This is a genomic window from Streptomyces uncialis (assembly GCF_001905345.1).
GTDB classification, from domain to species: Bacteria; Actinomycetota; Actinomycetes; order Streptomycetales; family Streptomycetaceae; genus Streptomyces; species Streptomyces uncialis.
Map to the genome: position 1 here is coordinate 348,224 of NZ_LFBV01000010.1, position 13,375 is coordinate 361,598.

Sequence of the window (13,375 nt, forward strand, 5' to 3'; positions counted from 1 at the left end):
CCGGGTGGGCGTACCTGTTCCTGTGCCGTCGTCCGGGGGTGCGCAGTTCCCCGCGCCCCTGGGTGCTGCCCCGGTCCGTTGTCCGTCGGGTGCGGGCCTGTCCTCGTCCGTGCGCGGTTCCTCGCGCCCCTGAGGTCTGTCCGGGTGGGCGTACCTGTTTCTGTGCCGTCGCTCGGGGGTGCGCAGTTCCCCGCGCCCCTTTGGGGCGACCCTTGAGGCCGGCTCCCGGGTGCGGGCAGACGGGAACCCGGGAACCGGTGTCTGTCTCGGTGGGGAACTATCGTCGGGGGATGCGCCAGTACTCACCGGATCTGACACCGCCCTGGAAGAAGAAGGGGCCGATCGCCGAGGTCGTCGCGGAGGCGGGCCTTGTCGTGGAGGAGGCGACCACGGGCTTCTGCGGCGCGGTCACCCGCGTGGAGGCCGGCACCGTCACCCTGGAGGACCGCTTCGGCAAGCTCCGGGTCTTCCCCCTGGAACCCCGGGGCTTCCTGCTGGACGGCAAGCCGGTGACCCTGACCCGCCCCCCGGCCGGTGGGTCCCGTCGGCCGGCGCGTACCGCGTCCGGCTCCGTCGCCGTCCCCGGCACCCGGGCCCGGGTCGCCCGCGCGGGCCGCATCTACGTCGAGGGCCGCCACGACGCGGAACTCGTCGAACGGGTCTGGGGCGACGACCTCCGTATCGAGGGCGTGGTCGTGGAGTACCTGGAGGGCGTGGACGACCTCCCGGCGATCGTCGCGGAATTCGGCCCGGGCCCCGACGCCCGTCTCGGCGTCCTGGTCGACCATCTGGTCCCGGGCAGCAAGGAGTCCCGTATCGCGGCCTCCGTGACCGACCCGCACACCCTGGTCGTCGGGCATCCGTACATCGATGTGTGGCAGGCGGTGAAGCCCGCGTCCGTCGGTATCCGCGCCTGGCCGCAGGTCCCGCGCGGACAGGACTGGAAGACGGGCGTGTGCGCGGCCCTCGGCTGGCCCGCGAACACGGGCGCGGCCTGGCAGCACATCCTGTCCCGGGTCCGTACGTACAAGGACCTGGAACCCGAGCTGCTGGGCCCGGTGGAGCATCTGATCGACCATGTGACGGTCGGCACGAGCTGACGGCCCCGGCGGCGGGTCAGTCGACCAGGTCCCGGACCACCGCGTCCGCCAGCAGCCGTCCCCGCAGGGTCAGCACCGCCAGCCCCCGCTCGAAGGGCGCGCGCTCCAGGAGCCCGTCCCCGAGGGCGCGCCCCGCCGCTTCGAGGCCCGCCGGACGCAGCAGGTCCAGCGGGCAGCCGTCCCGCAGCCGCAGCTCCAGCAGCACACGCTCCACCCGGCGGTCCTCGTCGGACAGCAGCTCGCGTCCCGCCCCGGGCGAACGCCCCTCCGCGAGGGCGGCGGCGTACGCGCCGGGGTGCTTGACGTTCCACCAGCGCACCCCGCCCACATGGCTGTGCGCACCGGGTCCCGCGCCCCACCAGTCGGCGCCCCGCCAGTACAGCTCGTTGTGCAGACAGCGGCCGCCGGGCGAGTTCGCCCAGTTCGACACCTCGTACCAGTCGTACCCGGCGGCGGCGAAGGTCTCGTCGGCGATGAGATAGCGGTCGGCGTGGACGTCGTCGTCGGTCATGGGGATCTCCCCGCGGCGGATCTGGCGGGCCAGCCGGGTGCCGTCCTCCACGATCAGCGCGTACGCCGACACATGGTCCGGCGCGGCGCCGATCGCCGCGTCGAGGGAGGCCCGCCAGTCGTCGTCGGACTCACCGGGGGTGCCGTAGATCAGATCCAGGTTGACGTGCTCGAACCCGGCGGCCCGCGCCTCCGCGACACACGCCTCGGGGCGGCCGGGGGTGTGGGTGCGGTCGAGGATCTTCAGGACGTGCGGGCGGGCGCTCTGCATCCCGAACGACACCCGGTTGAAGCCGCCCTCGCGCAGGGCGGTCAGGTACGCCGGGTCGACGGACTCGGGGTTGGCCTCCGTGGTGATCTCCGCGTCGGGCGCCAGCCCGAACTCGTCACGGACCGCGGCGAGCATCCGCACCAGGTCGTCGGCGGGCAGCAGGGTGGGCGTGCCCCCGCCGACGAAGACGGTCCGGACCGGACGGGTGTCGTCCCCGAGCACCTTGCGGGCGAGGCGGACCTCGTCGACAAGGGTCGCCGCGTAGTTGTCACGGGACGCGAGGACGCCACCCGTGCCGCGCAGCTCGGTGGCGGTGTACGTGTTGAAGTCGCAGTAACCGCAGCGGGTCGCGCAGTAGGGGACGTGGAGGTAGAACCCGAGGGGCCGGGTGTCCGCGCCTTCGAGCGCGGCGGGGGGCAGCACGCCGCTCTCGGGCACGGGTTCCCCCTCGGGGAGTACGGAAGGCATACCCCCATTGTCCCCCCGGGCCCACCTCCCCCCGCCCCTCCGGACCACCCCGGGTGAGCGTTCTCACGTCGATACGGGCACCCGGCGGCCCGCGCGGTTACCCGCGCCCCTGGATGCTGCCCCGATCCGTTGTACCTCGGGTGCGGGTCGCCCTCGTCTTTGCGCAGTTCCCCGCGCCCCTTTGGGGCGCCTCAGCCTCCTGAGGTTGTCTTTCACCCTCCTCCCCGCGCACCCGCCCGACTACCGAAGGGGGTGGGCGGGAATCTCTGCCCGCAGACTCCGATGCTCTTCAGTAGCTCCACTGGACGTGTTACCGAGCGCGTTGGAGCGAGGACGGAGAATCCCGACCGGCACCGACCCGAAGAACCGGCAGATGGCGCCCCGATAGGGGCGCGGGGAACTGCGCAAAACCCACGAACGACGGCACAGGAACGAAGTGCGCCCCGCCGGACAGACCTGGGAAGCGCAAGCGAAGGCGACCCGCGCAGAAAACCCGGGGCGGGCCGCACGGCTACGTCGCCTGGAGGACCAAGATCGCCAGGTCGTCCTCAGGCGGCTCGACCGCGAACCCGTGGACCTCCGCCCGGATCCGCTCCGCCACCGCCTCCGCCGAAAGCCCCACGCAGTGGGACAGCGCCACGGCGAGCCCCTCGCCGTCATCGAACTGCCGCCGCCCGGACCTCCGCTCCGTGACCCCGTCCGTGACGCAGAGCAACGTGTCGCCGGGCGCGAGATCGAAGGACTCGGCCCAGTACGTCGCGTCCTCGACCACCCCGAGCAGCACCTGGGGCCCGGACACCACCGACACCTCCCCGTCGGGCCGCAGCACCAGCGGCAGCGGATGTCCGGCCGACGCGAGGGTGCACCGCACACCGTGCGGGGTGGGCACGAGCTCCCCGTACAGCGCGGACAGGAACCGCGGCATGAAACCCTCGGGCGGCATCCCGATGCCGCCCGTACCCGCGAGGGCCCGCGCCCCCGCGTCCGCCGCCTCCGTCGCGTCGTCGAGCAGCAGCTGGTTGAGCCGGTCCAGCACCGCGCCGACGGCGTACCCCTCGCGGGCGAGCAGCCGCAGCCAGGGCCGGGCCAGCCCGATGACGACGGCCGCCTCGGGGCCCTTGCCCTGGACGTCGCCGAGGGCGAAGCACCAGCGGCCGTCCCCGGCGGGGAACACGTCGTAGAAGTCGCCGCCGGGGCCGCCCCGCTCCCGGGGCTCGTAGACGAGGGCGCTGCGCATGCCCGGGATCTCGGCGACGGCGCTGGGCAGCAGCCCCCGCTGGAGGACCCGGCTGATGGTGGCCTGCCGGGCGTACTGACGGGCCGCGCCGATCGCGAGCGCGACCCGGCGGCAGAAGTCCTCGACCAGCCCGGTCACCTCGTCGGGGAACCGGGTCGCCCCGGACCGGCCGATCAGCAGGGCGCCCAGCGGCCGGCCGCCCGCGACCAGCCGGAACGCCACGGCCGCGCCGGTCGGCTCGGCCTCCCCGAACGACGCGCCGGGCCAGGGGACGGGCAGCGGACCGGACCGGGCCGGGTCCCCGCCGAGGACAGGCGGCTCCTTCTCCAGGACGCGGCGCAGCTCCTCCATCCGGTTCTCGCTGCCGTGCCACACCCGGGCCAGCCGGGGGCCGCCGCCGGTCGTGGCGCCCGCGCCGGGGTCGGAGCCGGAGCGGTCGGCCTCGTCGCTGAGCCAGACCGCGCACCACTCCGCGAGCCGGGGTACGAGGAGCTGCCCGGCCAGGGCGGCGACCAGGTCCTCGTCGAGCTGTCCGGCGAGCAGTTCGGAGGCTTCCGCGAGGAAGGACAGCGCGCCCCGGTTGACCCAGTCCTGGCCGCCCTGACCGCACGAACCGTCCTCCGCGCAGCTGCCCTCCTCGCCGCTCCGGGCGCACGCGGCGGTGCCGTCGGGGACGCGGGACGGGAGGGCGGGCGCCGGGCCGGAGGGCAGCGGTCCGGCCGGGCCGGGGGTGTGCCCGGGTGCCGCTCCCCCGGTGTCGTCGCCCGGTTCGGGCCAGCCGGGTCCGGTGGGGCGCGGCCCGCCGGGCTCGGAGCCCGCCATCACGCCGTACCCGGCGACGGCCTCGTACCCCGGCATCGCCTCGTCGGGCCGGGCGTCCGGTCCGGCGGCGGGGTGGTCGGGGCGGTGTGCGGGGAGCCGCGCCCAGACGGTCTTGGTACCGGAGCGGTAGGTGACACCCCAGGCGGTGGCGAGCCGCGCGACCAGTTGCAGCCCCCGGCCGTACTCGGGGGCGTCGCTGCTGCGGGCGGCAGGGGCGCCGTTGATGGGGCGCGCGGGGTGCTGGTCGGACACCTCGATGACCAGTGCGCCGGGGTCGTGCCCGCCGGCGTCCCCGTCGTGCCCGTGCGCCGCGCCATCGATGTCATCGGAGTCCGCCGCGGAGCCGTCAGAACCCTCGGACCCGCCGGAGCCACCGGAGCCCTCGGTACCGTCCCCGCCCCCGGCCCCGGCCCCGACCTCGTCCGCTTCCTCGCCCTCGTCCCCGCCCTCGTCCTCCGTGTCGGCGGACCGTTCCTCCCAGCGGCAGAGCAGTCCCACGTCCGTGCCCGCGTGGACGACGGCGTTGGTGACCAGTTCGCTGACCAGGAGGGTCGCGTCCTGCATCAGCCGCTCGGGTATCCGTACCCGGCCGGACGGCGCGCCCGGCGTGCCGCCGCGCGACCACTCCCCGAGGACGCTGCGGGCGAACACCCGCGCGGCCGAGGGCGCCGCGGAGTTCCCGGGCAGCGATGTGCGCGCCACGCGCGCCCGTGGGCGCCCCCGGCCACGGCGTACTCCGGCACGGACCGTGTTCTCCCGTCGCATCGGAACGGACCCCACTCCTCAACTGCTGGGAACTTCGGGCGAATACGCCTCGGGCGACACGGACAGAGTGACAGACCGAGCGCACCCGTACGCGCCGGGTGACCGAAGTGCCCCGTCCCGATCAGGGGACGTGTACTGGCCGTGCGACTGAGAACACCCGCTCCGTACCGGGCCGGTCCGGTACGGAGAACGGCGTACCCGGACCCATGGGCCCGGTGCCGCGGCGTCCGCTCAGGCCTCCCTGGCCCCGGTGTACATCTCGTCGAGAAGGTGCTTGAACTCACGTTCCACGGCGGGCCGCTTGAGCTTGAGGCTCGGGGTGAGGTCACCGTGCTCGACATCGAGGTCGCGCGGCAGGAGCCGGAACTTCTTCACGGTCTGCCAGCGCTGGAGCCCCTGGTTCAGCTCCGTGACATAGCCCTGGACGAGCGCGTTCGTCTCCGGCGCGGCGAGCACCTCGCCGTACGACTTGCCCTCCAGGCCGGTCTCCGCGGCCCAGCCGAGGATCGCGGGCTCGTCCAGGGCGATCAGCGCGGTGCAGAAGTTCCGGTCGGCGCCGTGGACGACGATGTTGGAGACGTACGGGCAGACCGCCTTGAACAGTCCCTCGACCTCCGCCGGGGCGACGTACTTGCCGCCCGAGGTCTTGATGAGGTCCTTCTTGCGGTCGGTGATCCGCAGATAGCCGTCCTCGGAGAGTTCCCCGATGTCCCCGGTGTGCAGCCAGCCGTCGCTCTCCAGCACCTCGGCGGTCTTCTCGGGCAGTCCGTGGTAGCCCTGCATGATGCCGGGGCCGCGCAGCATCACCTCGCCGTCCTCGGCGATCCGCACCTCGGTACCGGGCAGCGGTTTGCCGACCGTGCCCGTGCGGTACGCCTCGCCCGGGTTGACGAACGACGCCGCCGACGACTCGGTGAGGCCGTAGCCCTCCAGGATGTGCACCCCGGCCCCGGCGAAGAAGAACCCGATCTCCGGGGAGAGGGCCGCCGAGCCGGAGATACAGGCCCGCAGCCGTCCGCCGAACGCGTCGCGGAGCTTGCTGTAGACGAGGGCGTCGGCCACCTTGTGCTTGGAGCGCAGCCCGAACGGGACATCGGCGCGGCCGGTGCGGCGGAAGCTGTCCTGGCTGGTCCGCGCGTACTCGCGGGAGACCCCGGCGGCCCACTGGAAGATCTTGTACTTGGCGGGTCCGCCCGCGCGGGCCTTGGCGGCGACGCCGTTGTAGACCTTCTCGAAGATGCGGGGTACGGCCGCCATATAGGTCGGCTGCACCACCGGCAGATTCTCGATGATCTTGTCGATACGGCCGTCGACGGCGGTGACGTGCCCGAGCTCGATCTGTCCGGAGGTGAGCACCTTGCCGAAGACATGGGCGAGCGGCAGCCACAGGTACTGCACGTCGTCGGCGCCGATCAGACCCGTCGCCGCGATCGCCTTGGCCATGTACGACCAGTTGTCGTGCGGCAGCCGTACGCCCTTGGGGCGGCCGGTGGTGCCGGAGGTGTAGATGAGGGTGGCGAGCTGGTCGGCGGTGATCGCGGCGACCCGGTCCTTGACCACACCGGGCTCGCGTTCCAGCAGGGCCGCGCCCCGGGCCTCCAGCTCGGCGAGGGTGAGGATCCAGCCCTCCGGGTCACCGGGGTCGGCCTGGTGGCCGGCGGCGTCGATGAGGACGACATGGTCCAGCTCGGGCAGCGCGGCGCGCTGGGTACGGGCCTTGGCGAGCTGTTCGGCGTTCTCCGCGATGAGGACCTTGCTCGCGGAGTCCGCGACGATGAACGCGGCTTCCTCGGCGTTGGTCTGCGGATAGACGGTGGTCGTGGCGGCGCCCGCGCACAGGATCGCCAGGTCCGTGAGGATCCACTCGACCCGGGTGGCGGACATCAGCGCGACACGGTCCTCGGCCCGGAGCCCGAGATCGACCAGTCCGGCGGCGATGGCGAACACCCGCTCGGCGGTCCCACCCCAGGTCAGGGACTTCCACTCATCGGGTCCCGTGCCGGACGCGGCCGGTACGGGATACCGGTACGCCTCGGCGTCCGGTGTCTTGACGACGCGCTCCAGGAACAGATTCGCCACCGAGGGCGGCCGGTTCTCGATCAGGGTCTGTGTGTCGCTCACGACATCCTCCGGGCCCGCGACAGTGCGTGCGTCCGACTGCGTGCGGCTGCTTGGTTTCGGCTTGTTGTTTAACTCACCAGTAACTACCGGGCAGTGATCAGAGTAGAGCGAGGTCGCCCGCCGCGTAAGAGTCCGTGAGCTGTCACTTCCACGGGCCCTGTCCTGCCACGCCCGCAGTCCGTGAGCTTTCACTCCGCGGCCCGCGGCCTGTCACTTCCGCGGCCCCCGAGCTGTCACCCCGCGGCCCGTGAGCTGTCGCTTCCGCGGTCCGTGCCGGGACCGGGCGCGCCGGGCGGGGGAGGATCGCCGCCCCGGAACGGCCGGGGGAACGTCCGGGGAAACGGTCCGGCGGAACGGCCTCGGGGACCGGCGGAGGGATGTCCCCCCAACCGATCCCCGAGCCCGACGACCGTCACGGACCCCACGGGGCCCGCTCCGTCACTTCTTCGGCTTGCCACCGCTCTGACCGCTGTCGTCGCTCGACAGCACGGCGATGAACGCGTCCTGGGGGACCTCCACGGACCCGACCATCTTCATCCGCTTCTTCCCCTCCTTCTGCTTCTCCAGCAGCTTCCGCTTACGGGAGATGTCACCGCCGTAGCACTTGGCGAGCACGTCCTTGCGGATGGCGCGGATGGTCTCCCGGGCGATCACCCGGGACCCGATCGCGGCCTGGACGGGCACCTCGAAGCTCTGCCGCGGGATCAGTTCGCGCAGCTTCGCGACGAGCCGGACCCCGTACGCGTACGCGGCGTCCCGGTGCGTGATCGCGGAGAACGCGTCGACCTTGTCGCCGTGCAGCAGGATGTCGACCTTGACGAGATGGGCGCTCTGCTCGCCGGTGGTCTCGTAGTCCAGCGAGGCGTAGCCCCGGGTCTTGGACTTGAGCTGGTCGAAGAAGTCGAAGACGATCTCCGCGAGCGGCAGCGTGTAACGGATCTCGACGCGGTCCTCGGAGAGGTAGTCCATCCCGAGCATGGTCCCGCGCCGCGCCTGGCACAGCTCCATGATCGACCCGATGAACTCGCTGGGCGCGAGGATCGTCGCGCGGACCATCGGCTCGTACACCTCCGCGATCTTCCCCTCGGGGAACTCGCTCGGGTTGGTGACGACGTGCTCGACGCCGTCCTCCATGATCACGCGGTAGACCACGTTCGGCGCGGTCGCGATCAGGTCGAGGCCGAACTCGCGCTCCAGCCGCTCCCGGATCACGTCGAGGTGCAGCAGCCCCAGGAAGCCGACGCGGAAGCCGAAGCCGAGCGCGGCGGAGGTCTCCGGCTCGTAGACCAGCGCGGCGTCGTTGAGCTGGAGCTTGTCGAGCGCCTCGCGCAGATCGGGGTAGTCGGAGCCGTCCATCGGGTAGAGCCCCGAGAAGACCATCGGCTTGGGGTCCTTGTAGCCGCCCAGGGCCACGGTCGCGCCCTTGTGCAGGCTGGTGATGGTGTCACCGACCTTGGACTGCCGGACGTCCTTCACCCCGGTGATCAGATAGCCGACCTCACCCACGCCGAGCCCGTCGGAGGCCAGCATCTCGGGCGAGGTGACCCCGATCTCCAGCAGCTCGTGGGTGGCGCCCGTCGACATCATCCTGATCCGCTCACGCTTGCTGAGCTGACCGTCGATGACCCGGACATAGGTGACGACACCGCGGTACGAGTCGTACACCGAGTCGAAGATCATGGCGCGGGCGGGCGCGTCGGCGACCCCCACGGGCGGCGGGACCTCCGCGACGACGCGGTTCAGCAGCGCGTCCACGCCGAGTCCCGTCTTCGCGGAGACCCTCAGCACGTCCTCCGGCTGGCAGCCGACCAGGTTCGCCAGCTCCTCGGCGAACTTCTCCGGCTGCGCGGCGGGCAGGTCGATCTTGTTGAGGACGGGGATGATCGTGAGTTCGTTCTCCATCGCCAGGTACAGGTTGGCGAGGGTCTGCGCCTCGATGCCCTGCGCGGCGTCAACGAGCAGGACGGTCCCCTCGCACGCGGCCAGCGACCGCGACACCTCGTACGTGAAGTCCACGTGCCCCGGGGTGTCGATCATGTTGAGGATGTGGGTGTCGGCCACGTCGGGCCCACCGGTGGGGGCCCAGGGCAGCCGCACCGCCTGGGACTTGATCGTGATGCCGCGTTCACGCTCGATGTCCATGCGGTCGAGGTACTGGGCGCGCATCTGCCGCTGCTCGACCACTCCGGTGAGCTGGAGCATACGGTCGGCCAACGTGGACTTGCCGTGGTCGATGTGCGCGATGATGCAGAAATTACGGAGCAGAGCCGGCGGGGTACGGCTCGGCTCAGGCACATGGGGAGTGGTCGCGGGCACGCAGGGTCCTGTCTCTTGAGGCTTCTCACGCCTCGGCGCGGATCGTTACGTAGCCTCCATCGTCCCATGGGCGCGGCACTGCGACCGGTTTGGGCCGCCGGGAGCACGGCTGATAACCTAGGTCATTGTGTCTCCTGCCCCTCTCAGCGGGGACACGCGCGGCGCACCGGGTCCCGGTGTCCGCTCGGCACCCCGGTCCGGCCGGTTCTCCGGTCCTGGCCCGTGGCGCCACCCGAAGATTCAAATCATCGGCGGGTACGGACCGAGGTCCGTGCGCGCCTCTGAACCTGAGAAGGCTCATTCGTGGCGAACATCAAGTCCCAGATCAAGCGGATCAAGACCAACGAGAAGGCGCGGCTGCGCAACAAGGCCGTCAAGTCTTCCCTGAAGACCGCGATCCGCCGTACCCGTGAGGCCGTCGCCGCCGGCGACGTCGAGAAGGCCACCGCCGCGAACCGCGAGGCTTCGCGCAAGCTGGACAAGGCCGTCTCGAAGGGCGTCATCCACAAGAACCAGGCCGCCAACAAGAAGTCGGCCCTGGCTTCGCAGGTCGCCTCCCTCAAGGGCTGAGCCGAGGGCGTGGGGCCCCGCCCCACGGACCCGGCAGCGGCACGGACCGCCCGGCCCCCAGGGCCGGGACCGACGGACCCGTCCGCACCGACTTGACCGCCGGAAGGGACCCAGCGGGCCCTCTCTCTCCGCTCCCGTCCGGCACCCCGAGCCTGTACGCGGCCTGCGTTCGCCACGCGGGTACGGGCTCAGCATCGTGAACCGAGGACCCCGCGTCCGCCGCCTTCCCCAGGCGCCGGACCCGGGGTCCTCGGCGTTTTCACATCTGTACGTTACGTACGCTTACGTTCCGCATGCGTACGTTCCGTATGCGTGCGGGAGCCGTCCGTATCTGCACGGGGACCTGGGGGCGCGCCTGCGGGTACGGGAGCCGCAGGTACTGAGTCGTACGGGTACGGGGCCGTGACTACGGGGCGCTCTGGGTACGGGGGCTCTGGGTATGGGGCCGGTACGGGGAGCCGGGTGCGGGGCCGGTACGGGGAGCCGGGCACGGGGGCCACGCCCACACCCACACCGTCACGTCACGTCACGTCGAATGGGCCTCAGCCTCGTCGCGAACGGGCCGCGCGGGCGATCGTGACGACCGCCTTCTCCAGCGCGTACTCCGGATCGTCACCGCCGCCCTTGACCCCCGCGTCGGCCTCCGCGACCGCGCGCAGCGCGACCGACACCCCGTCCTGGGTCCAGCCGCGCATCTGCTGACGCACCCGGTCGATCTTCCAAGGGGGCATACCCAGCTCGCGGGCGAGGTCGGCGGGACGGCCGCCCCGCGCGGACGACAGCTTCCCGATCGCCCGCACCCCCTGCGCCAGCGCGCTGGTGATCAGCACGGGCGCGACACCCGTCGACAGCGACCAGCGCAGCGCCTCCAGCGCCTCCGCCGTCCGTCCCTCGACCGCCCGGTCCGCGACCGTGAAGCTCGACGCCTCGGCCCGGCCCGTGTAGTAGCGGCCGACGATCGCCTCGTCGATGGTGCCCTCGACATCCGCGACGAGCTGCGCCACCGCCGACGCCAGCTCCCGCAGATCGCTGCCGATCGCGTCGACCAGTGTCTGGCACGCCTCCGGGGTCGCCGCCCGGCCGAGCGCGCGGAACTCCCCCCGGACGAAGGCCAGCCGGTCCGCGGGCTTCGTCATCTTCGGGCAGGCGACCTCCCGCGCACCCGCCTTGCGCGCGGCGTCCAGCAGGCCCTTGCCCTTGGCGCCGCCCGCGTGCAGCAGCACCAGCGTGATCTCCTCGGCGGGCGCTCCGAGATACGCCTTCACGTCCTTGACGGTGTCGGCGGACAGGTCGTGCGCGTTACGGACGACGACGACCTTGCGCTCGGCGAACAGCGAAGGACTCGTCAGCTCGGCGAGGGTGCCGGGCTGGAGCTGATCGGACGTGAGGTCACGGACGTCCGTGTCCGCGTCGACCGCGCGGGCGGCCGTCACCACCTGCTTCACGGCGCGGTCGAGCAGGAGGTCCTCCTGGCCCACGGCGAGCGTGAGGGGGGCGAGCGGATCGTCGTTTGCGGTCTTCTTGGCCATCACGGTCCAGCATCCCACGCCCCACCGACAGTCCCCGCGTGGACGACGCGCTGAGCGGTTCCGTTGCGGGGGGAGCCGTTGCCGGGGGGGGGTCCGTTGCCGGGGGGGTCCGTTCCCCTGGCGGTCCCGTTTCCCGGGCGGCGCGGGGTACCTCGCCTCAACGGTGCCCCGCTGCCCTGGCGTGGATGCCGACCCACCCGGGCGGCACCGAAGAACTCGCCGGGTACGGCCGCCGGAACCGACCAGTGACGGCCGCCGCACCCACACGGCCGGCTCGCCGCTACGGCGCCTCGCGCCAGCCGTCCCACTCACCGGCGAAGGCGTCGAGCGCGGCGGCGTCCAAGCGGGCGTCGGGGTCCTCGACGACCACCAGCCACTGGGCGTCCTCGGCGTCGTCCTCCCCCGCCAGCGCGTCCCGGACGAGCTGCGGTTCCTCCCGCACCCCGAACCGGTCGCCCAACGCCTCGGCCGCTTCCTCCGCCGCGTCCCGGTCGGGCAGCACCAGCACATGTCTCACATCGCTCACCGGAACATTGTCCGGCACCGGCGGAACGCCGGGGACAGCGGCCGGCCCGGTCAGCGGTCAGCGGTCAGCGGTAAGTCCAGCCGCCAGCGGAGGTCCGGCCGTCAGCGACCAGCGGGCGTCGCGGCTGTCGGTGGGCGTCACGACTACCGGCGGTCAACTGCGGTCAACGGCCGAGGGTCACCCCGCCGCCATGGGGACGACCTGCACGTCGAGGGTGATCCCGATACTCGGGCCGACCACGGCTATCCCGCGCGCGAGCATCGTCTGCCAGCTGACCGTGAAGTCGTCACGGTGCAGTTCGGTGGTGGCCCGGCACGCGGCTCGTGTCTCGCCCTCCATACCGTTGCCCAGGCCCAGGTACTCCGCGTCGAGCGTCACGGTCCGTGTCACCCCGTGCAGCGACAGGGCCCCGGTGATCGCCCATCGCTGACCACCCCGGTGAGCAAAGCGTTCGCTGTAGAACTCCAGGGTCGGAAAGCGCTGGACGTCGAGAAAGTCCGCCGACCGCAAATGATCGTCACGCATCCGCACATTGGTGTCGATGGACGCCGCGTCGATCACCACATGCATCGCCGACTCCTCCATCCGCTCACCGATCCGCAACGCCCCCGCGAACCTGTTGAACCGTCCGTGAATCCGCGCCAGCCCGATATGCCGTGCCGTGAAACCGATCGAGGAATGCGTGGGCTCGATCTCCCAGTCCCCGGTCGAGGGCAGCGGTTGCGCCGGGGCGAGTTGCAGCACCACGTCACCGAGGGAGGAGTGCGTGCCCTCCGCGACCGTGACATCGGCCCGGTACGGTGCGTAGCCGTCCGAGGTCACCACGATCCGGTACTCCCCCGCCGGTACGGCCGCCACGAAAGATCCGTACGGGTCCGTGCCGCCGTTCACCGTCATACGTCCGTCGCTGTCCGTCACGGTCAGTGTCGCGCCGCGCGCCGGTTCATGCACCGGGTCGAGCACCCGGCAACCGAGCACCCCGGCGCTCGGCGGCACGTTCACCGCCGACACGGGACCGACCCGCTGAGCGTTCCTACGATTTCCCAGCCAACGGCCCAGCATTCCCGAAAACACTCCAGTGCGGCGCGACGTCGTTCGATTCGATAACGCATTCGACCATCCGCAGCGCATTCCCGGCAA

General features: G+C 71.9%; 9 protein-coding genes. 2 read left to right on the forward strand and 7 right to left on the reverse strand.

Annotation, left to right across the window (positions count from 1 at the left end):
• The first annotated feature begins 290 nt into the window (after nt 1-290).
• Entirely contained in the window at nt 291-1,100 is an 810-nt protein-coding gene (locus AB852_RS31835; RefSeq protein ID WP_073793671.1) for a DUF3097 domain-containing protein, read from the forward strand.
• A 16-nt stretch (nt 1,101-1,116) separates the two neighbouring features.
• Here AB852_RS31835 and hemW read toward each other — a convergent pair whose 3' ends face one another.
• The 4 genes from hemW to lepA form a co-directional block, all read right to left on the reverse strand.
• The gene (hemW, locus tag AB852_RS31840; protein WP_073793672.1) at nt 1,117-2,349 is read right to left on the reverse strand and encodes a radical SAM family heme chaperone HemW; all 1,233 of its coding nucleotides are present in this window, start codon (nt 2,347-2,349) and stop codon (nt 1,117-1,119) included.
• 511 nt (nt 2,350-2,860) lie between these two features.
• The gene (locus AB852_RS31845; protein ID WP_245876993.1) at nt 2,861-5,110 is read right to left on the reverse strand and encodes a SpoIIE family protein phosphatase; all 2,250 of its coding nucleotides are present in this window, start codon (nt 5,108-5,110) and stop codon (nt 2,861-2,863) included.
• 294 nt (nt 5,111-5,404) lie between these two features.
• Entirely contained in the window at nt 5,405-7,294 is a 1,890-nt protein-coding gene (locus tag AB852_RS31850) for an AMP-dependent synthetase/ligase (RefSeq protein ID WP_073793674.1), read from the reverse strand.
• Between the two features lie 438 nt (nt 7,295-7,732).
• Nucleotides 7,733-9,610, reverse strand: coding sequence for a translation elongation factor 4 (gene lepA, locus AB852_RS31855; RefSeq protein WP_073793675.1), 1,878 nt, complete (start codon nt 9,608-9,610; stop codon nt 7,733-7,735).
• A gap of 303 nt (nt 9,611-9,913) precedes the next feature.
• On the opposite strand from lepA, the gene rpsT reads away from it, so the two are divergent.
• Nucleotides 9,914-10,180, forward strand: a complete 267-nt coding sequence (rpsT, locus tag AB852_RS31860; RefSeq protein WP_073793676.1) for a 30S ribosomal protein S20 — start codon at nt 9,914-9,916, stop codon at nt 10,178-10,180.
• Nucleotides 10,181-10,722: 542 nt separating this feature from the next.
• Here the strand turns inward: rpsT and holA are convergent.
• From holA to AB852_RS31875, 3 genes are all read right to left on the reverse strand, one after another.
• Nucleotides 10,723-11,709: a DNA polymerase III subunit delta gene (holA, locus tag AB852_RS31865; RefSeq protein ID WP_073793677.1), complete on the reverse strand. Its 987-nt coding sequence runs from the start codon at nt 11,707-11,709 to the stop codon at nt 10,723-10,725.
• Between the two features lie 280 nt (nt 11,710-11,989).
• Nucleotides 11,990-12,235, reverse strand: coding sequence for a hypothetical protein (locus AB852_RS31870; protein WP_073793678.1), 246 nt, complete (start codon nt 12,233-12,235; stop codon nt 11,990-11,992).
• 177 nt (nt 12,236-12,412) lie between these two features.
• Nucleotides 12,413-13,297: a YceI family protein gene (locus AB852_RS31875; protein WP_073793679.1), complete on the reverse strand. Its 885-nt coding sequence runs from the start codon at nt 13,295-13,297 to the stop codon at nt 12,413-12,415.
• Nucleotides 13,298-13,375: the final 78 nt, after the last annotated feature.